Annotated in this window: 15 protein-coding genes and 1 tRNA gene; 14 read left to right on the top strand and 2 right to left on the bottom strand. The window is 49.8% G+C overall.

From position 1 onward, the window contains the following. Positions 1–114 precede the first annotated feature (114 nt). The 3 genes from HMPREF9999_RS09615 to HMPREF9999_RS09605 all read left to right on the top strand — a co-directional run bounded on the left by HMPREF9999_RS09615 (position 115) and on the right by HMPREF9999_RS09605 (position 1,985). Positions 115–846, top strand: a complete 732-nt coding sequence (locus HMPREF9999_RS09615; RefSeq protein WP_009437923.1) for a hypothetical protein — start codon at positions 115–117, stop codon at positions 844–846. A 144-nt stretch (positions 847–990) separates the two neighbouring features. After that, complete coding sequence (locus HMPREF9999_RS09610; protein WP_009437922.1) at positions 991–1,593, top strand: MotA/TolQ/ExbB proton channel family protein; 603 nt, start codon at positions 991–993, stop codon at positions 1,591–1,593. Between the two features lie 80 nt (positions 1,594–1,673). Beyond that, positions 1,674–1,985, top strand: coding sequence for a DUF2149 domain-containing protein (locus HMPREF9999_RS09605; protein WP_009437921.1), 312 nt, complete (start codon positions 1,674–1,676; stop codon positions 1,983–1,985). A gap of 308 nt (positions 1,986–2,293) precedes the next feature. On the opposite strand, the gene hflX is transcribed toward HMPREF9999_RS09605, so the two are convergent. Further along, the gene (hflX, locus tag HMPREF9999_RS09600; protein ID WP_009437920.1) at positions 2,294–3,655 is read right to left on the bottom strand and encodes a GTPase HflX; all 1,362 of its coding nucleotides are present in this window, start codon (positions 3,653–3,655) and stop codon (positions 2,294–2,296) included. Between the two features lie 305 nt (positions 3,656–3,960). On the opposite strand from hflX, the gene HMPREF9999_RS09595 reads away from it, so the two are divergent. The 9 genes from HMPREF9999_RS09595 to HMPREF9999_RS09550 all read left to right on the top strand — a co-directional run bounded on the left by HMPREF9999_RS09595 (position 3,961) and on the right by HMPREF9999_RS09550 (position 11,968). Further along, on the top strand, positions 3,961–5,070 hold the full coding sequence (locus tag HMPREF9999_RS09595) for an asparaginase (RefSeq protein ID WP_009437918.1): 1,110 nt from the start codon (positions 3,961–3,963) through the stop codon (positions 5,068–5,070). Next, positions 5,058–6,431 (top strand): ABC transporter substrate-binding protein, encoded by a 1,374-nt coding sequence (locus HMPREF9999_RS10090; RefSeq protein ID WP_157049660.1) that lies wholly within the window; start codon positions 5,058–5,060, stop codon positions 6,429–6,431. Before HMPREF9999_RS09595 ends, HMPREF9999_RS10090 begins: the two co-directional genes overlap by 13 nt. A gap of 84 nt (positions 6,432–6,515) precedes the next feature. Continuing rightward, complete coding sequence (locus tag HMPREF9999_RS09580; RefSeq protein WP_009437916.1) at positions 6,516–7,556, top strand: FecCD family ABC transporter permease; 1,041 nt, start codon at positions 6,516–6,518, stop codon at positions 7,554–7,556. A 61-nt stretch (positions 7,557–7,617) separates the two neighbouring features. Beyond that, positions 7,618–8,403, top strand: coding sequence for a 5'/3'-nucleotidase SurE (surE, locus tag HMPREF9999_RS09575; protein WP_009437915.1), 786 nt, complete (start codon positions 7,618–7,620; stop codon positions 8,401–8,403). Between the two features lie 80 nt (positions 8,404–8,483). After that, the gene (locus tag HMPREF9999_RS09570; protein WP_009437914.1) at positions 8,484–9,743 is read left to right on the top strand and encodes a lipid-A-disaccharide synthase; all 1,260 of its coding nucleotides are present in this window, start codon (positions 8,484–8,486) and stop codon (positions 9,741–9,743) included. Between the two features lie 44 nt (positions 9,744–9,787). Next, a complete protein-coding gene (gene pyrE, locus HMPREF9999_RS09565) occupies positions 9,788–10,426 on the top strand; it encodes an orotate phosphoribosyltransferase (protein ID WP_009437913.1) in 639 nt (212 codons plus the stop codon). 255 nt (positions 10,427–10,681) lie between these two features. Beyond that, complete coding sequence (locus HMPREF9999_RS09560; protein ID WP_044063473.1) at positions 10,682–11,170, top strand: hypothetical protein; 489 nt, start codon at positions 10,682–10,684, stop codon at positions 11,168–11,170. Positions 11,171–11,224: 54 nt separating this feature from the next. Then, complete coding sequence (locus tag HMPREF9999_RS09555; RefSeq protein WP_009437911.1) at positions 11,225–11,833, top strand: hypothetical protein; 609 nt, start codon at positions 11,225–11,227, stop codon at positions 11,831–11,833. 51 nt (positions 11,834–11,884) lie between these two features. Continuing rightward, positions 11,885–11,968: transfer RNA gene (locus HMPREF9999_RS09550), tRNA-Leu, on the top strand. A 465-nt stretch (positions 11,969–12,433) separates the two neighbouring features. Here HMPREF9999_RS09550 and HMPREF9999_RS09545 read toward each other — a convergent pair. Then, entirely contained in the window at positions 12,434–14,653 is a 2,220-nt protein-coding gene (locus HMPREF9999_RS09545; protein WP_009437909.1) for a hypothetical protein, read from the bottom strand. 837 nt (positions 14,654–15,490) lie between these two features. Between HMPREF9999_RS09545 and HMPREF9999_RS09540 the strand changes: the two genes are divergently transcribed. Both HMPREF9999_RS09540 and HMPREF9999_RS09535 read left to right on the top strand, forming a co-directional pair. Then, on the top strand, positions 15,491–17,635 hold the full coding sequence (locus HMPREF9999_RS09540; RefSeq protein WP_009437906.1) for a Tex family protein: 2,145 nt from the start codon (positions 15,491–15,493) through the stop codon (positions 17,633–17,635). Positions 17,636–17,717: 82 nt separating this feature from the next. After that, positions 17,718–18,152, top strand: a complete 435-nt coding sequence (locus tag HMPREF9999_RS09535; protein ID WP_009437905.1) for a nucleoside deaminase — start codon at positions 17,718–17,720, stop codon at positions 18,150–18,152. Positions 18,153–18,347: the final 195 nt, after the last annotated feature.

Raw genomic sequence — 18,347 nt, 5'->3', positions numbered from 1 at the left:
CGTCTAACGTCTACTCTCTAACGTCTAACTTCTATTTCTCCGAGTCACGCTTGTCGTGGCGCAAAAGGGGGCTGCAACCCTCTAACGTCTAACGTCTACTCTCTAACGTCTAAAATGCAAACTCTCGTTCTTTGTCTTATGGTGGCTGTGAGTTTGAGCACGCTGCTCAAACTTTCGCTGGCGACACTACGAGTGCGCTGGATCACCTTCGCCTTGTGCGCTCTCTTTGTTGGGCTGGCTTGGCCGTGGGCGGTGGAGCAATCCAAAACGCAGATTGAAGCTTGGCTTGCCAATCCTGATTTGATGCGCGACACAGCCGTAGTGCTCAGCATAGATGTAGCCTTCCTCCTCGCCTATTGTTGGGGAACCACTAAAGCCCCTGCGAAGCCTTTCCAACAAATCTACGTGGCGCAAAATCGCTACTCCGTGTTGTTGCGCAAACTCTGGCGCGGTCTTCTGGCGATATACCCAGGGTTACTCATTTTCCCCGTGCTGTTTTCGCTCGAAGTAAGCACCATCTTCTTCCTCCCTGGCGTAGACTTCGCACTCGTTGCGTGGGGATTGGCAGCCATTGTGGCTGTGGCTTTCGTGGGTTTTGGATGGGTTTTGGAATTTCTCCTTCCCGAACGCGAACTTCGCCTAGAGCTCCTCTTCCTCCTCAATCTTCTCATAGGTATTCTTGGGGTGATTGCCACCGTCAATGGCAGAACAGCGGTGGAAGGTGTGGGGAATGTAGATTTCCTTTCCCTCTTGGCAGTCGTGGCACTCTTTGTGGTCTTTGCGCTCATCGGCTTTTTCTGGAGTCGTCGTAAGACTTCTTCCGCAAACACTAGGGTAGGGCAGTAGTGTTGTGGCAAGCAGCGCACGAATGCTCCGCACTCCCACCACATTGCTTCAACCCTTACCACACGAAAAATCCGCCCCACAAGTTGACGGGATGGACTTTCGGGGAAGGATTCCCCGCAAATCAGTAAAACATACCTTATAACAATGAACTATATCTCTGACATTCTCTTCTGGATCAGCACGGGATTGCTCGTGCCCACCATCGTTCTCTTGGTGCTTTTCTTCGTGCGTGCGCTCTTGCTCGTGGGAGGATTTTTCGGACAACTGCTTGCGCGCCGCAAGGCAGATGCACAGATTGCAGCCACCCTTGACCAACTGACTGCAGACAACGTGGAGGCTCTTCTTGAACAACTCCCTTCCGCTGGATTGGGCATTGCAGCCCCTTTCTATCATCGCCTAGTGGCAGCTGGCAATGATGCCCCTCTTCGTGAGCGTGTCCTTGCTGAGTTTGACATTGCCGCAGATGCCGATCAAAATCTCCCTCGCACGTTGGCGAAGATGGGACCTGTGCTCGGACTCATGGGCACCCTCATCCCCATGGGACCTGCTTTGGTGGGACTCTCCTCGGGCGATATAGCCAGCATGGCGTACAACATGCAGGTGGCCTTCGCCACTACGGTGGTGGGTTTGGTGATTGGTGCGATAGGCACATTGACGGTACAGGTGAAAAAACGCTGGTTGGCGGCAGATGCTGCGCGTTTGGACTTCATCGAAGCACGTTTGGCACAAAAGTATGTCCAAGACTAGCCTAGCGATTCCCCATATATCCTCTCAAACCTATTGTAGAAATGAGTAGAAAAGTAGGAAACAAGCCTCGCCGCCGTCTGATGGGTGGTGGCGAAGAACACGACATCATGGGCAGCGTGGCCAACCTTTTTGACGTGGCCATGGTGTTTGCCGTAGCGTTGATGGTAGCTTTGGTGAGTCGCTACAATATGACCGAAATGTTTAGTACGCAAGATTTCACCATGGTCAAGAATCCCGGTAAGGAAAACATGGAGATAGTGACCAAGAAAGGCGAAAAGATACAACGCTACACGCCCTCTAACGACCAGAGCAATGCCGAAGGTTCGCGCGGCAAGAAGGTAGGTGTCGCCTATCAGTTGGAGAATGGCGAAGTAATCTACGTGCCTGAATAGGGCTTTCGCACTAGTTTTGCAATCATGAATCAGGCTTGTCTATAAAGCTCTATGACCTTTTGAACATCAATCTCAGAGATTGAGATAAACAACGCTAGACCTCAGCGTTAGAACGATGCAGAGTTTCTTGCCTGCATGGCTCTAATCGCTGAGGTCTAGCGTCTTTTTGTGGAGTGTCCCTCCGTGAAAATCGGTGCAACCTCCCATTTTCCACTCCAATCTCCCCCATCTTCTACGACAATCTCCCCCACTTGCTGGGGCAATCCTAGTTGGGAAGTCAGCGAGTGAGGGAGAAGTCGTGGAAAAGGTTAGACCATTTCCCCTTCTGCATCATAGTCGTAGAAGAGGAAATCGTTGTAAGGATACTTTTGCACGTGGATTTCGCGCACACGCTTGTAGAAGAGGTCGCGCAGTTCTTCGATGTTTTCGCGCTCGCGTGCCGAGATGAAAATCACGTCCAAGGGAGCAGTGCCCTGTTGTTCGGTCATGTTCTCGCCCGTGCCTTGCGTGCGTCCCATCCAGGTCTGCATGAGTTCGGGCAACGTCACGTTTTCTTTCGTGGCAGGCGTCAAATCGTTAGGATCTTTAGGCGTACAAGTGTAAGCATCCATCTTGTTGAACACCAAGATTTGTGGCTTGTCGGCGCAACCCAAGTCGCAGAGGGTGCGGTTCACCACTTGCAGTTGCTCTTCAAAATCTGGGTGACTCACGTCTACCACGTGCACGAGCAAGTCCGCTTCGCGCGTTTCGTCGAGGGTAGACTTGAAAGAGTCCACTAAGTCTGTGGGCAGTTTGCGAATGAATCCCACCGTGTCCGCCAAGAGGAAAGGCAGATTGTGCACAATCACCTTGCGCACTGTGGTGTCGAGAGTCGCAAAGAGTTTGTTTTCGGCAAAGACTTCGCTCTTAGAAAGCAGGTTGAGGAGGGTAGATTTTCCCACGTTGGTGTATCCCACTAGTGCCACGCGCACCATCTTTCCGCGGTTTTGTCGTTGCGTAGTCTTTTGTCGGTCGATGTCTGCCAAACGTTCTTTGAGGAGCGACATGCGGTTGAGGATGATGCGTCGGTCCATCTCGAGCTGCGTTTCACCAGGACCACGCAAACCCACGCTACCTCCTTTGCCACCACCGGCACCACCCGAACCACCACCTTGGCGTTCAAGGTGTGTCCAAAGGCGTTGTAGACGAGGAAGCATGTAGCGATATTGTGCCAACTCCACTTGAGTCTTCGCATTCGCCGTTTGTGCGCGCATCGCAAAGATGTCTAAGATGAGAGAAGTGCGGTCTAAAATCTTTACTTGCAGCACCGCCTCGATGTTGCGCAGTTGTTTCGCTGAGAGTTCATCGTCGAAAATCACCATACCCACGGGGCGTGGTTTCTCCACATCGGCAGGCCATAGCGGATCTTCTTCAGCTTCTTCTGCCGCTTTTTCGCAATCCTCTATGTAGGCACGAATTTCTTCCAACTTACCCTTGCCCACATAGGTCACAGAACTCGGACCATCCATGCGCTGAGTGAAGCGATGCACCGTCTCTGCTCCAGCGGTTTCCGCCAGAAAAGCCAGTTCTTCGAGATACTCTTGCGTTTTATGTTCGTTTTGGGTCTTGGTGATGAGTGCTACAAGGACAGCCGTTTCAGCCTTGACCTCAGTTTGTATAAATTCTTTCATATCGTCGTCTTGTCATCGTCGCACAGAGGGAGAGGGAAGGTTTATTATTGCTCAAAAGCGAAGCTAACCTCCATAAAAAAGACCTCAATAATTCAGTGCGAATTTGCGACAAAGATACAACTATTTATCGGATTTTGCTGTTCGTACGTCGGATTTTCGCATCCATCTCCAGCAATCTGCCACAAAACCTTACATTTCCTCCCTGTCATAGTGCCGAGAACCTCGATGGTGAGGGGGATTTTTTGAATAGAAAAGGTGGAGAATCTCACTAAAAAAAGGTATATTTGCAGAAACAAAATTTGGACATGAACGGAGCACGGATACTTATCATCTACACTGGCGGCACGATTGGCATGCTCGAAAATCCCACCACTGGCGCACTCGAAGCCTTCGATTGGGAGCATATCAGCAACTTCGTGCCGGAACTTGCGCGTTTCCACTACGACATCGAAACAATCACCTTTGGCCCTCCTATCGATTCTTCCGATATGGAGCCCAAGTATTGGACACGTATGGTAGAGGTCATCGCCGACAATTACGATGATTATGATGGCTTTGTTCTCCTTCACGGCACGGACACCATGGCCTTCACTGCTTCTGCTTTGAGTTTTATGCTCGAAAATTTAGGTAAGCCTGTCGTCGTCACAGGAAGTCAGTTGCCCATAGGCCAGTTGCGTACCGATGGTAAGGAAAATCTCCTCACCAGCATTGAGATTGCTGCAGCCCGATGCCCAGATGGCCAGCCCATGGTGCCCGAGGTCTGCATCTTCTTTGAGAATAAACTCCTTCGTGGCAACCGCACCACTAAGATTAACTCTGAGGGCTTCAACGCTTTTCGCTCTTACAATTTTCATCATCTGGCCGATGCTGGCATCCACATCAAGTTTGAAGAAGCCTTCATCCATCGTCCCGACCCTGAGAAGCCCTTCCGTCCCAACTATCTCCTCGATGACCACATCGCCATCTTGACCCTCTTCCCTGGCATGCGCGAAGAGGTGATGAATGCCTATCTAGACATCCCCAATCTGCGCGGACTTGTGCTCAAAACCTATGGTGCTGGCAACGCTCCTAAGCTGCCTTGGCTTTACGAACGCCTCAAAACCCTCAGCGAACGTGGGGTGGTGATTGTCAATACTACGCAGTGCGCCACTGGAGCAGTGGACATGGGACGTTATGACACGTCGCTCCAGCTCATACAGGCCGGAGTGTTGAACGGTCACGACATGACACTCGAAGCCGTAGTGACCAAGTTGATGTTTTTGCTTGGGCATAATTATGACAATCAACGCATCTGCCAGTTGATGAACACGTCGTTGGTGGGCGAAGTTACCCTACCTTTTGCTCCGCAAACTGACGATGAGGCCTGTCTGCAACGCGGACAAACGGCAAAAGCTCGAAGGGTATGTGCCGATTAAAGCTTTACTATTGTCTCATAGTCTCATGGTTGTTCTTGCTCTGCGGATGTGCCACATCTGTTCAGCCCACAGCCCAGTCCTTGCGCTACGCTAAATTGCTGCGTATGACGGAGCATCCCGACCACACGTGGGTCGAAATCATCAATCCTTGGGACACCACGCAAGTGTTGCGCCAATATCTATTGGTGGATCAAGCGATGTCTTCCTCTGCTCTCGAAGCTTTGCAAGCGCAGCACCCAACGTCCGTGTTGCTTCGCACCCCTTTGCAGCGCATTTTGCCGCAAAGCACCGTGCATGCCTCCCTTGCTCTTTGGATGGGAGCACAACAATCGCTTGTAGGACTTTGTGATACGGCCTATATCATTGCACCTGAGTTGAAACAGCTCCGCCTTCCTGACTTTGGACGTGGCGACCAACCCAACCTGGAGCGCATCTTGGCTGTCCAAACAGACGTATGCCTTTTTGCGCCATTTGAGAACACTCGCTACGCCTCCCTAGAGCGAGCCGGCATCCCCATCGTAGATTGTGCCGACTATCTCGAAACCTCCCCTTTAGGACGTGCAGAGTGGATGCGATTTTACGGCAGATTGTGGGGCAAATCCCAACTGGCTGACAGCCTCTTCGCACAAGAAGTGCAGCACTATGATAGTCTTGTGCGAATCGTGCAGGTTAGCACCGCGCAGAGGGCAGCCCATCCTCTTTCTCCTTCCACTTCTTCTTCTCCCAAAAAACTTGCAAACACAACGAAAGTAGGAGTGCGCTCCCAAAATGTCCGAGATATTTCTGAAAGTCTCCGAGATAATTTGACAAATCTCCGAGATTTTCCTGAAAGTCTCCGAGATAATGATGTGAGAAGTAAACAGCAGACGTCTGCTAACTCAGCAACGAAGGTTGCTTCCTCCACTGTATCTTCCTCCTCTTTGCAGAGACCACCTCGTGTTTGGCTCGATTTACCTTGGCAAAGCACTTGGTATGTGCCTGGAGGCAGCAGCTATCTAGCCACTCTCATCGCCGATGCTGGAGGAGATTATCCGCTGCGCCACAACATCCAAGCTGGTAGCCTGCCTCTCCCCTTAGAGCGAGCGTGGCAATATGCCCAAAAGGCCGATGTGTGGGTCATCAAAGGAGGGGATGAAGTGCCTAGCCACTATGCGGCACTAAAGGAGCAAGAGCGTGTGTATGCGCAATTCCCAGCTGTGCGTTCCCATCGCGTGTGGGTGTGCAACACGATGCAAGTGCCCTATTATGAATATACCCCTTTTGCCCCAGCGCAGTTGTTGCGCGAATGGTGCATTATGCTCGGCACGTTGCCTTCAGACTCTAGCACCACTTTGCGCTATTTTCATCCCTTGTCCAGATAAATTTAGTCAGATGAAGCCTAGTTTGTAGTCTTTCTATCCTAGTCTTCGCGGCGTTTTAGTCCTTATTGTTCGTATCCCCTCGCCATGGCTTTTCCCCCTCTCTCCCATCGCACCCTTCTGTTGAGCTTGAGTGGCCTCGTGCTACTGCTTTTGGTGTTGCATCTTTTTGTGGGGAGTGTGTGGATGACTCCACAAGAAGTGAGTGCTGCTCTGGCAGATGCTGCATACTCGCTTTGGGGCTATCCTTCCACAGTCTCAGCAGTAGGTCAGGAAATCGTGGTGCACCATCGACTCACTATCGCACTCACCGCCGCCCTCTCGGGAGCCGCTCTAGGAGGAAGTGGACTTTTCACACAAACCCTCTTTCGTAATCCGCTAGCCGACCCTTCGCTTTTGGGCATCAACGCTGGTGCCGCTCTCGGAGCTGCCCTCGCCATGATGATGGTGAGGAGTGTTTCGCTCTTGACAGGTTTCACTCTCACCGTATTTTCAGCATTGCTGGGCGCACTTGTGGTGTTGGTTTTGCTGCTGGGTGTGAGTCGCCGTGTGGCGAGTGCCACTGTCGTGCTTTTAGTTGGGGTGATGCTTTCTTTCATGGTCACCTCCGTGTTGGCCATCTTGGCACACCGCGCTTCGGCCGATGGACTACGCCACTATCAACTATGGCTCTTGGGCGATTGCACCTCGGTGAGTTGGTCGCTCCTGCCTTTTTTTGTTCTCATCGTCTGCGGATTGTTGCTTTTGAGTATTCGTCAGTTGCGTGTGCTTGATGCTTGGCTTTTGGGTGACATCTATGCACAGTCACTTGGAATCTCCGTGGAACGTGAGCGTTTGCGCCTTTTAGCCGTCGTCGGACTGCTCTCAGCTTTGGTCACAGCCCTTTGTGGCCCCATCGCCTTCGTGGGTTTGGCTGCTCCTCACGCAGCGCGCCTTGTTTCCCAGCAAGGCACCCACCATCGTCTGCTACCCCTCACGCTCTTGATGGGGAGTGTGCTCCTTCTCTTTTGCCAATTGGTGGCGCGCCTGCCCCTATGGGGCGATGCACAACTGCCGCTCAATGCGGTGACACCCTTAGTGGGAGCACCCGTGATGGTGGCTTTGCTGTGGCAACATCGCGACAGATGATGTTTGTTCTTCGCCCTTGATGGGTGCTCTTCTATTTTGTTTTCTTTAATCTCTTGTAGATATGTCCTCCTCTTCTCCACGTCCTTTTATTCTCGTTTCTAACGATGATGGATATAAAGCTCCTGGCATCAACTTTCTCATTGATGTGTTGCGCCCCATTGCCGACCTTTTGGTGGTGGCACCCAATGGTGCGCGCTCAGGTTTTGGCTGCGGCATCACTGCCACTCAGCCCATTCAGTGCCGATTGGTGCATGAAGAAGAGGGACTCGACATTTATTCCTGCACGGGAAGTCCGGTGGACTGTGTGAAACTAGCTTTCAATGTCTTGCTCAATAGCTACAATCGCCAACCAGATTTGGTGGTGTCGGGAGTGAATCATGGCGACAATTCTAGTGTCAATACCTTCTATTCTGGCACCATGGGAGCAGCCAGCGAAGGCGTGCTGCAAGGTGTGCCAGGCATCGGATTTTCCTATTGCCACTTCAGCTATGATACCGACATGTCAGCCTGTGCGCCTTATATTGTAGAAATTGTCCAGCAGGTACTTCGCGATGGGTTGCCACCTTATTCCACGCTCAATGTCAATTTCCCCGATGTCGAAACGTTTGAAGGTGTGAAAGTGTGTCGCATGGCACGTTCGCGCTGGGTCAATGAGATGGCGGAGAACTACAAACCTCGCACTGGAACGCCATACTATTGGCTCACTGGCGAACCTTATGAACTAGAACCAGAGGCCAAGGATACCGATCGCTGGGCTTTGGCTCATGGCTACGTGTCCATCACTCCGCAGACACTCGATGCAACCCATTATCCGCTGCTCGACCATCTCCGTGCAAAGGAGTGGTAAGTTGGCTTTGACAGAGGGTGAACCTTCGCTGTTCTCCATCACACCCTGCATTTTTCACCTAGTTATCCCCACTGCTCATCATGCGCTATTTCATCATTGCTGGCGAAGCCTCGGGCGATCTTCACGCTTCGCACCTCGTCACTGCCATTCGCAAGGAAGATGCCGAAGCCCAATTCCAAGGATTGGGCGGAGATCTCATGGCTGCGGCAGGAGTGGAGGTGCTTTGGCACTATCGCACTATGGCGTATATGGGTTTTGTGCAGGTGGTGCTTCACTTGCCTCAGATACTTCGTGCCATGCGTGCTTGTAAGGCAGCCATGGAAGCCTATCGCCCCGATGCCATTATCCTAGTGGATTATCCCGGATTCAATCTGAACATCGCAGCATGGGCACGCAAACATCTTGATGCTCCCATCTTCTACTATATCGCCCCAAAAATCTGGGCGTGGAAAGAAGGGCGCATTCGCAAAATTCGCCGGAATGTGGATAAGGTGCTCTCCATTTTACCCTTTGAAGTGGACTATTTCGAGCGAAAACATGGCTATCCTGTCCACTATGTGGGCAATCCTTCTCGTGCAGAAATCGATGATTTTTTGCAGCAAGACACCTGTACTTGGAAGGACTTTTGTGAGACGCATCATCTGGAACCGCAGCGCAAGATTGTTGCGTTGTTGGCTGGATCACGCCGCTCGGAGATTGCCGCCAATCTGCCGCGGATGTTGCAGGCCTTTGCGCTGGTGCAAGCCGAACATGTGGCCAGTGGTAAGGGACAGTCTTCTGCACCGACAGAGCCATCTGTTCATACTATTGCCGAACATGCTGCCCACCCGCAAGGATTTCAAGCCGTCATTGCCGCAGCTCCTGGTATAGCACTAGAGGAGTATGCGCCTTATTTGGAGGGCCATCCTCATGTGCATCTGGTGTCTTCCGCTACTTTCGCGCTGTTGAAGCACGCGCACGCCGCATTGGTCACTAGTGGCACTGCCACCCTCGAAACCGCGCTCTTCGGCGTGCCGCAGGTGGTGTGCTATCATATCAGAGGCGGTGCGCTCGTTCGCGCCATCCAACCGCATTTTCTCAATTGCCGATTCATCTCTTTGGTCAATCTCATTGCAGACGATGAGGTGGTGCCCGAACTCATCGCAGATCATACCGCACCGCACCACATTGCCCGTCATTTGCTCCCACTGCTCGACGATGAAAGTGCGGCTCGACAAGCACAATTATCGGGATATGCGCGTATGCGTGCCCAACTTGGCACAAATGTTGCCCCACAAGAAGGAGCGCGACTCGTAGTGCACGCGCTGCGCGAGGGCATAGCCTCCTCTGCGCTCACATAGTGCAGACTTCTTTTTGCTGACTAATTACTTAAAATCAACCTAATATGTCTTCCATCGCTTCCCAATTTGCACAGCAATTGCTTGAGGTGCAGTGCATCAAACTCCAACCCACGCAGCCCTTCACCTGGGCGAGTGGCTGGTTGTCCCCATTCTATTGCGACAATCGCAAGACGTTGGCCTATCCCAAGGTACGTTCATTCGTGAAAGATCAACTTGCGGCTTTGATTCGTGAGCAATATCCTGAAGCTACTGCCATTGCTGGTGTGGCCACTGGGGCTATCGCCCAAGGTGCTTTGGTAGCTGACGCTTTGGATCTCCCTATGTGCTACGTGCGTGCCAAAGCCAAGGATCATGGTATGGGAAATCTCATTGAAGGTACGCTTCCCGAAGGCGCAAAAGTGGTGGTGGTCGAAGATTTAATTTCGACAGGCGGCAGCAGTCTTAAGGCTGTTGAAGCTCTCCGCGCTGCTGGTTTTGAAATTCTCGGCATGGTGGCGAGCTTCACCTACGGATTCCCTGTGGCAGAAGAGGCTTTCCGCGCTGCGAATGTCACCCTCACCACGCTCACCAACTATGAGGCTGTGGTAGAAACAGCTCGTGCCATTGGCTACATCGAGGAGAGCCATTTGCCCCTTTTGGCTCGTTGGCGCGCCAATCCTTCCACTTGGAGCCCTGAAGTGTAAGGCTTCGTAGCTATTCTTTTTCGCATTCTTTTCTTCTTCCCTCCTTTGTATTTGCTAGAGGCGCGGATGGTTGGCACTTTCGCTCTGACATGTTGCAATGGTTCTCCTATATTTGTTGAGGTGATTCTCCCGACATGTAGCAGTGATTCTCCCAGCACTTCCTCATAGACATGGACATGCATGGGTGTATTGCCAATGATTCTCAACAGCCTTCGCATGCTCCAAGGAGGGAGGAAGGATTATTTCTCCCTAAAGATGACTAAATATACCTCCGAAATCTACACGGTCAATGCTACACAAGCACAGGCTTATGAGCGTTTGGCCGATTTACGCCGTTTTGAAGCCCTTAAAGCTGCTTTCTCCGACCCCGAGAAGATGCAATACATCTTGCAAAATCTCCCTGCCGACCAAGTGTCGCCCGAAAAACTCGCTGAGATTCGCGAGCAAGTGGAGAAGATGCAGTTCACCGAAGACACTATCTCTGCCGAAACTAAGGTGGGGCCTGTGTCTCTTGCCATTGTAGAGCGCGAACCTTGCAAGTTGGTGAAACTCGTGACCCAAAATTCTCCCGTAAATGCCACTGTCTGGGTGCAACTCGTGGAGAAAGGCACGTATCAAGCAGCACTCAAGGTCACCATAGGTGTGGAACTTAATTTCTTCATTCGCAAGATGGTGGAGAAGCACATCAAGAAAGCCCCCGACGGCTTGGCACAGTTCTTGAGCCAGATCTTAGCTGTGGGTTAAATCTTTCTGTATAGTAAAGAGAGGATTCCTATATAGTACGCTCAATAATGGCTAATGATGATGGCTTTAATACATAAATGGCGGCTAAGTCATGCTTTCGTAGCCATCGGCATGGCGGTGTATCTTGGTGCAATGGCTAGTTTGATGGCTTGCGGTGAGGAGAGCACTTCGCGCTTCTCGCGTCATCGTGCCTTTTTGCGTTTCTCTCCAGTGGCAGCTGTCCCAGTGCTTTCGGCAGCGGTGCATGGAGTGGGGGAGTGGTGTGCCATCACGTATGATGCCTCGTACTACACCTTCACCAATGCTGCCCAGCGTACGAGCCGATACCCGCGCACGGCACTCGATGCTTATGGAGCTCCTGCTTCGATAGCTGGTTTTGTGGTGGGCCCTCCTGCCTTGCCCGACCTGAGCGGACGGCAGTCGGTCGTGGCTTTCGACCTTGTTTGCCCGTCTTGCTATCAAGGAGCTTATGTTGAACGCCGACTTTCTTGGGAATCTTCTGCACCTGGTGTGCTCATCTGTGGCCGTTGTCAGCGGCATTATGACCTCAACAATGGCGGCGCAGTGAGTGTGACCAAGGCAGATGGCCAACCCAATGTGTCGCTTTACCGTTATTCCGCTGCTTACTCGACCCAATCAGACGTTTTTGTCGTACAAAACTAGCAAAAACATTTGGCCATTTTTCTTAAAATCCTTACCTTTGCACCACCTTACGCCTGAATGGTGGAATGGTAGACACGAGGGACTTAAAATCCCTTGGCCATTATGGCTGTACGAGTTCGAGTCTCGTTTCAGGCACCTCCCTTCTGTTGGATTTCCAGCAGGAGGGATTTTTTGTTGTTCGTTTTTTATTGGAAAAGGGAATACTCTTTTCTGTCTCCTCTTACGATAATCCCTGACTCTTTCAGAATTCTTTTTCCTCTTTTCTTCTTGTGCATGAAGATACTCAAGCTATAGACTTCTTTTGGTCACCATTTTGAATGAGTTGATAAGTATGGAGGATATTATAAAAATACTACTGTCTGGTAAACTTCCGAACGGCACAAGAAAGCTTCCCGAAGCCCTTTAGAATAGGACTTCGGGCTGGATTTTTTGCAGTTTATCGGACAGTAATAAATAAAAAACAAAGGTCATCCAATAAGGATGACCTTTGTGAAAGGAATGGAGAGAGTTGTATGAAACTGTTTTAGGTTCAGATTATCTATAAGGTAAACAGAGAAAGTGATAGAATCTTCTGACTAATGATGGCTCTCATATGAGCGTTTAGGGAATCAACACCTTTTTACCATTGCGAATTACAAAACCCTTTGCTGAAGACTGGTTTATACGCTGTCCAGCAAGGTTGTAGGTGACATTAACGTCTGCATTGTTCTCACTAGTAATGTTTATAACACCTGTAGGCTCAACTTGCTTGGGGACGTTAAAATGAATAGCAGTTGCAGGAGTATCATTGGGTACTCTGATGAAGCAACGATTGGCCGGGATTGTAAATCCTGTGATGAGGCAGAATTGAGCGTTGCCTTCTGCATTCTTAACTAGGACATAATATTTATACAGATTCTCATCGCGCATTGATTGCTTGAGAGGTTCTGTGGTGCCCATGAGTTTAGAAACAATTGGTTGCTGGTCATTGCTTTCTGCTGTACATTCATATTCTCCAGCCTTGTCTGCTGTGATAAAGACGGGAGTATAAGCAGGTATGACTTTACTTTGAAGAAGTTGAAAGTTTATGCCATTAGAAGTTGGTTCTTCCTTGAGTAAATAAGCGTAAACTCCTCGCGGAATTCTCACGGGAAAGGGAACCATCATAGTAGCATAGTTGCCATTTTTGTATTGGCGCACTGTGAGATTATACTTCCAGTTTTGCAACTCCCATTTTTTCAAGTCTTTTGTATTTAGTACTTCAATGATAAAGTCTACGATATTACCTCTGTTATCAGCAATCTTATTACCTTCGTTAGTGCTACCTCCTGGATCTACGTTGTTCCAATCTATTTTGTAACGGAGACGATATTGACCAGGCGTGGTGGGAGCCGTGAAACTTCCGTCCTGAAAGTTGACCTTCCATGAATCACCTGTATTTTCTACGCCATTTTTCGTCTTCTTTTTACCATTATATACAGTGGCATAGATGAGTTCGTCGTCGTCAATGCTTGTGACGTCAAAAATGTTGTTTTGATTGCGATCAAGATATAGATAACTATGCATCCAACTACCTCCCCATTTAACGTCAAAATTGACTTCTGCTCCTGGCAGTACAGGTAAAATGCTGTAGCTATCTGTGTAGTCGAGATAAACCTTGTTTCTAGCAAATCCTCTGAAATCTAGAGTTTGTCCCCCAGGCGTAGATATTTTAAAGCTTTGGATAAAGCGGTCGGTACCTTTTGTCGCGTTCTTGTCCACATTTATATTGTAGAAATCGTTTTGGGCAAATTGCCAAACATCGACTCCTAACTCAGCAGAGATTTGGATATGACCGAGTGAGGCTATTTCTTCAGATTTGTTCTCGCAAAGGAATCGGAGACTATAGTTTCCACCTTTGTCCACTTGAAGATTATACTCTGTGTTTTCTACTCGGGTACCTGCATTTCCTTTGTGATAATCAGAAGCAACAACATTGCCTGAACCATCTAATAACTCAACGCCTACAGGGTGCAATGCTTTGTTGCCGTTTGGAGCAGCACTTGTATATACGTATTTCGCAGTAATCTTACCAGATTTGCTTACGTAAACAGGCAACACAATTTGTTTTACTTGCTCTTTTGAAAAACCAAAGGCTTTAACTTTTTCGGGAAGATTGTTAACATCCTGCCAAAGCTTTTCATTCCAATTCTGGTTATGAATGGTATTGCTAAGGGGTACATGGTTTTCTGCCTTAGTGTCTGCACTTGGGGTCCAAGGAGTGAGCTTCGCCTTTGAATTATATGGAAGATCGAAGTAGGCTACACCAGGATGAACGGCAGGAGAAACAGTAATCACCCCATTAGAAGTGATAGGCTCGTTTTCTAAGCTAGCTACAAAGTAGGTGAGTTCATAAAGTCCTGGCTTGGAAATATCCAAGGTATAAGTATTGTTGTTACTAGTATTTCCTGTTTCCCCTTTATGCATAGCCAAATCAACTACGTTGCCAGCTAAGTCTTTGGCTAACACAGCGATGGTTATTAACTTATTGGAACCGCCTTTATAGGTAAAAGTGAAAGAATGCTTTCCTCCCTCACGAATACTAGCGAATCCCTTAGCCATTTTAACGGCAGTAACAGATTTATCTTCCCATTCATAAAGCTCTGTTACTTCTGTGATAGGAGTTTCATTTGTGAAGCTATTGCTAGTCCATGTAGTAATTGAAAATTGAGGACTTTGTTGAGCATTGGCTTGCATAATGCTAACCAAAGGAGCAAGTCCTTGGGGGAGTGGCTGAGCTTGTACACCAATTCCTGCGAAGGCAAAGAGTGCAGCAGCGAAAGCAGTAAATTTTCTATTCATAAGCGGTAAAAATAGGACTGTATGAGATAAATCTCTATAGTTTTGTTGTTTTTATCAGAGTTTACTTTTGCAAAAGTAGGATGTTTTGCAATATATGCCAAACAATAGAGGGAGTAAAATGTATCTTTTTCTTGAAATACAAGTATTTATCCGTAAAAAGTGACTTATTTCTAGAAAAAGCGTTTGAAATTTGTAAGTGACGTGCACGAATACTAATGTAAAGTCATGTTGATTTTGCAAAGAAAGGAACAAGGTAAATTTTGATTTCTAGGATATTATGTAAATATATCGTGGACTTTGGAGACAGATTCTTGTGCGAGTTAATGTGTAATATCGTATTAAATACAAAAGATGGATGCAGATGAAACTCGAAAACAGAGGATTTTATGGGGAAAACACTGTTATGCTTTGGGAAAGACTCGCAAAGAGGGGGAGTGATGACTTGTTTTGAGGATGAAGCTTCTAGAGAGTTATAGGAAATGTATGCTTGTAGAGTTACTAGGATGGTGAAATGAGAGTTTCTAACTATTGTGCGAAAACCTTGGTAGGATGCCCAAGATGTCGTAAATTTGTTGGAACTTCTAGGTATAGGCTCTTGCAGAAAACGGAAAGCAATGTGCCATTAATCTTGTTAGCATTGCTGCCCAGGATGGAGCGAACGCCCAAAGAAACGGCACCTTCTTAGCCTCTGAGAAGAGAAACGATGCGGTTTCTTAGCCACTATCTGATGGGAAGTACTGTGCACGAAGGGAGCTGCTTGCAGAATAAACTTCCCAAACTCCAGAGACGATAAAAATCCCTTAGAAGTTGCTCATCTATAATAGGCCATTCCTCTCAATGACAATCCAACATCTCATAGCGCAACGCCTCAATCTGCGCGATAAACAAGTAGAAGCTACCCTCAGACTCTTGGACGAGGGGGCAACCATCCCCTTCATTTCTCGCTACCGCAAGGAAGCCACAGGCGCACTCGACGAAGTGCAGGTGGCAGCAGTGGCAGATGAATACCGCAAAGTCCAAGAACTTGAGCATCGCAAGGCTTTTGTGCTCGAAACCATCGAAGCGCAAGGAAAACTCACCGATGAGTTGCGCCAGCGCATCGCACAATCTTGGGATGCCACCGAGGTGGAAGATCTCTATCTTCCCTTCAAACCCAAACGCCGCACCAAGGCGCAGGTGGCGCGCGAACGAGGATTGGAACCCCTCGCTCAGAAGTTACTGCTCCGTCCTCAAGACGATCCAGAGTTGGCCGCTGAGCGTTTTCTCACCGACGAGGTGCCCGATGTGGCTGCTGCTCTGCAAGGGGCACGCGACATCATCGCAGAGCAAATCAGCGAAGACGAACGCAGCAGACAGACCCTCCGCAATGTCTTCGGTAGAGAAGCCGTGATTTCCTCGAAACTCGTGAAAGGCAAAGAGGAAGAGGCTGCTAAATATCGCGATTATTTCGACTGGAGCGAACCTTTACGTCGCTGCACTTCCCACCGTCTGTTGGCGATGCGCCGCGGAGAGTCGGAGGGCATGCTACGCGTGTCCATCGCTCCTGCCGATGATAGCGGGACAGCCGACCGCATCGCCCGACCTTTTGTGCGCCCCAACACAGCTGCCGCTGCGCAAATCGCCACTGCCGCCGCCGATGCCTACAAGCGATTGTTGCGCCCCAGCATCGAAACGGAGTTTGCTGCGCAAAGTAAACAGCAGGCAGACGAAGAAGCCATCCGCGTGTTTGCACAAAATCTGCAACAGCTGCTCCTCGCTGCGCCCCTCGGTTCGCGGAGAATCATGGGTATCGACCCTGGTTTTCGCACGGGATGTAAGGTGGTTTGCCTTGATGAACAAGGCGATCTCTTGCACAACACCACGATTTACCCTCACGAACCCAAGAAAGACCGCGCCGCTGCCGCAGCCACCTTGCAGATATTGGCGAAGCAATATCGCGTAGAAGCCGTGGCGATTGGTAATGGTACGGCAGGACGTGAGACCGAAGAACTGGTGCGCAGTCTGAAATCTCAGGCGAATGCTGAGGTGAATTGGGACGAGATTCCCATTTTCTTGGTGAGCGAAGACGGAGCTTCGGTCTATTCCGCTTCGGCAGTGGCTCGCGCAGAATTTCCCGACCATGATGTCACCGTGCGTGGTGCGGTGTCCATCGCCCGCCGTTTGGCAGATCCATTGGCAGAGTTGGTGAAAATCGACCCGAAAGCCATCGGCGTGGGACAATATCAGCACGATGTAGATGCAGCTGCCCTGAAGCGCGCGCTAGATCACACCGTCGAACATTGCGTGAATGCTGTGGGTGTCAATCTCAACACGGCTTCCGCCCATCTTCTCACCTATGTCAGCGGACTCGGAGCGTCATTGGCGCAAAATATTGTCAATTATCGTGCCGAACATGGGGCTTTTGCTTCGCGCAAAGAACTATTGAAAGTGCCACGACTGGGGGCGAAAGCCTTTGAACAATGCGCAGGTTTCTTGCGCATTCCCCAAGCGAAGCACCCTCTCGACAACACCGCGGTGCACCCCGAACGCTATGCGCTGGTGGAAAAGATGGCGAGTGATGCTGGAACTGATCTCCAGTCGCTCATCGCGCAACCAGAGATTCGTCAGAAAATCGATCTCAATCGCTATTGCACCGCCGAAGTGGGCCTCCCCACGCTCCACGACATTTGGGCTGAACTCGACAAACCTGGCCGTGACCCTCGTGGCACGGCACAGGTGTTCCAATTTGAGGAGCGCGTGCACAGCATAGACGATTTGGAAATTGGCATGGTGCTGCCAGGGGTCGTGACGAATGTCACCAATTTTGGCGCATTTGTAGACTTGGGCATCAAAACGAAAGGGCTCGTGCATGTGTCGCAACTGGCAGACCGCTTTGTGAAAGATCCTGCAGAAGTGGTGCAAGTGCAGCAACAAGTGGAAGTACGTGTGGTGGAAGTCGATAAAGCGCGCGGCCGCATAGCTTTGAGTATGAAGAAAGGTTAGAAATCGGGCAGAAGCATTGGCTTTTTCGTGCTTCCTTCCCTCCCTTCTATCCTTTAAGTTTCATATTATCTTGTAAACAACAATGACAACAGACGAACAATATATGCTCCGCGCTTTGGAACAAGCGCAAATGGCTGCCGATCGCGACGAGGTGCCGGTGGGAGTAGTGGTGGTGTGTCAAGATCGCATCATAGCACGTGGTCATAACCTCACCGAAACGCTCAACGATGTTACGGCACACGCTGAGATGCAAGCCGTCACCGCTGCTGCCAATGCACTCGGTGGGAAGTATCTGAGCGACTGCACGCTCTACGTCACCGTCGAACCCTGCGTGATGTGCGCTGGGGCTTTGGCCTGGGCGCAAGTGGGGCGCATCGTCTACGGAGCTGCCGACCCCAAACGTGGCTATTCCGTCTATGCCCCTGAGGCTTTGCACCCTCGCACACAAGTCACCGCTGGTGTCCTTGCCGAGGAGTGCGGGGAACTGATGCGTCAATTTTTTAAAAGTAAAAGATAGGTGTTAGAGATTAGACTTTAGACGTTAGAGGTTAGACGTTAGAAGGCTAGCGCGATCGGACTAGAAATACTAGATGAACAAGAAGCACTAGAAACACTAGATGAACAAGAAGCACTAGAAATACTAGATGATCTAGAACCTCTAATAAGCCCGATCCACTTGTGGCGAGCAAAAAAGGGTCTGCGACCCTCTAAC

It is taken from the genome of Alloprevotella sp. oral taxon 473 str. F0040 (assembly GCF_000318095.2).
Classification (GTDB): domain Bacteria; phylum Bacteroidota; class Bacteroidia; order Bacteroidales; family Bacteroidaceae; genus Alloprevotella.
The sequence above is the reverse complement of the archived record's forward strand: the minus strand, read 5'-3'. Positions and strand labels throughout refer to the sequence as shown.

Coding starts and splice junctions, on each gene's coding strand:
- HMPREF9999_RS09615 (WP_009437923.1), top strand. CDS start 115: ATGCAAACTCTCGTTCTTTGTCTTATGGTGGCTGTGAGTTTGAGCACG.
- HMPREF9999_RS09610 (WP_009437922.1), top strand. CDS start 991: ATGAACTATATCTCTGACATTCTCTTCTGGATCAGCACGGGATTGCTC.
- HMPREF9999_RS09605 (WP_009437921.1), top strand. CDS start 1,674: ATGGGTGGTGGCGAAGAACACGACATCATGGGCAGCGTGGCCAACCTT.
- hflX (WP_009437920.1), bottom strand. CDS start 3,655: ATGAAAGAATTTATACAAACTGAGGTCAAGGCTGAAACGGCTGTCCTT.
- HMPREF9999_RS09595 (WP_009437918.1), top strand. CDS start 3,961: ATGAACGGAGCACGGATACTTATCATCTACACTGGCGGCACGATTGGC.
- HMPREF9999_RS10090 (WP_157049660.1), top strand. CDS start 5,058: ATGTGCCGATTAAAGCTTTACTATTGTCTCATAGTCTCATGGTTGTTC.
- HMPREF9999_RS09580 (WP_009437916.1), top strand. CDS start 6,516: ATGGCTTTTCCCCCTCTCTCCCATCGCACCCTTCTGTTGAGCTTGAGT.
- surE (WP_009437915.1), top strand. CDS start 7,618: ATGTCCTCCTCTTCTCCACGTCCTTTTATTCTCGTTTCTAACGATGAT.
- HMPREF9999_RS09570 (WP_009437914.1), top strand. CDS start 8,484: ATGCGCTATTTCATCATTGCTGGCGAAGCCTCGGGCGATCTTCACGCT.
- pyrE (WP_009437913.1), top strand. CDS start 9,788: ATGTCTTCCATCGCTTCCCAATTTGCACAGCAATTGCTTGAGGTGCAG.
- HMPREF9999_RS09560 (WP_044063473.1), top strand. CDS start 10,682: ATGACTAAATATACCTCCGAAATCTACACGGTCAATGCTACACAAGCA.
- HMPREF9999_RS09555 (WP_009437911.1), top strand. CDS start 11,225: ATGATGATGGCTTTAATACATAAATGGCGGCTAAGTCATGCTTTCGTA.
- HMPREF9999_RS09545 (WP_009437909.1), bottom strand. CDS start 14,653: ATGAATAGAAAATTTACTGCTTTCGCTGCTGCACTCTTTGCCTTCGCA.
- HMPREF9999_RS09540 (WP_009437906.1), top strand. CDS start 15,491: ATGACAATCCAACATCTCATAGCGCAACGCCTCAATCTGCGCGATAAA.
- HMPREF9999_RS09535 (WP_009437905.1), top strand. CDS start 17,718: ATGACAACAGACGAACAATATATGCTCCGCGCTTTGGAACAAGCGCAA.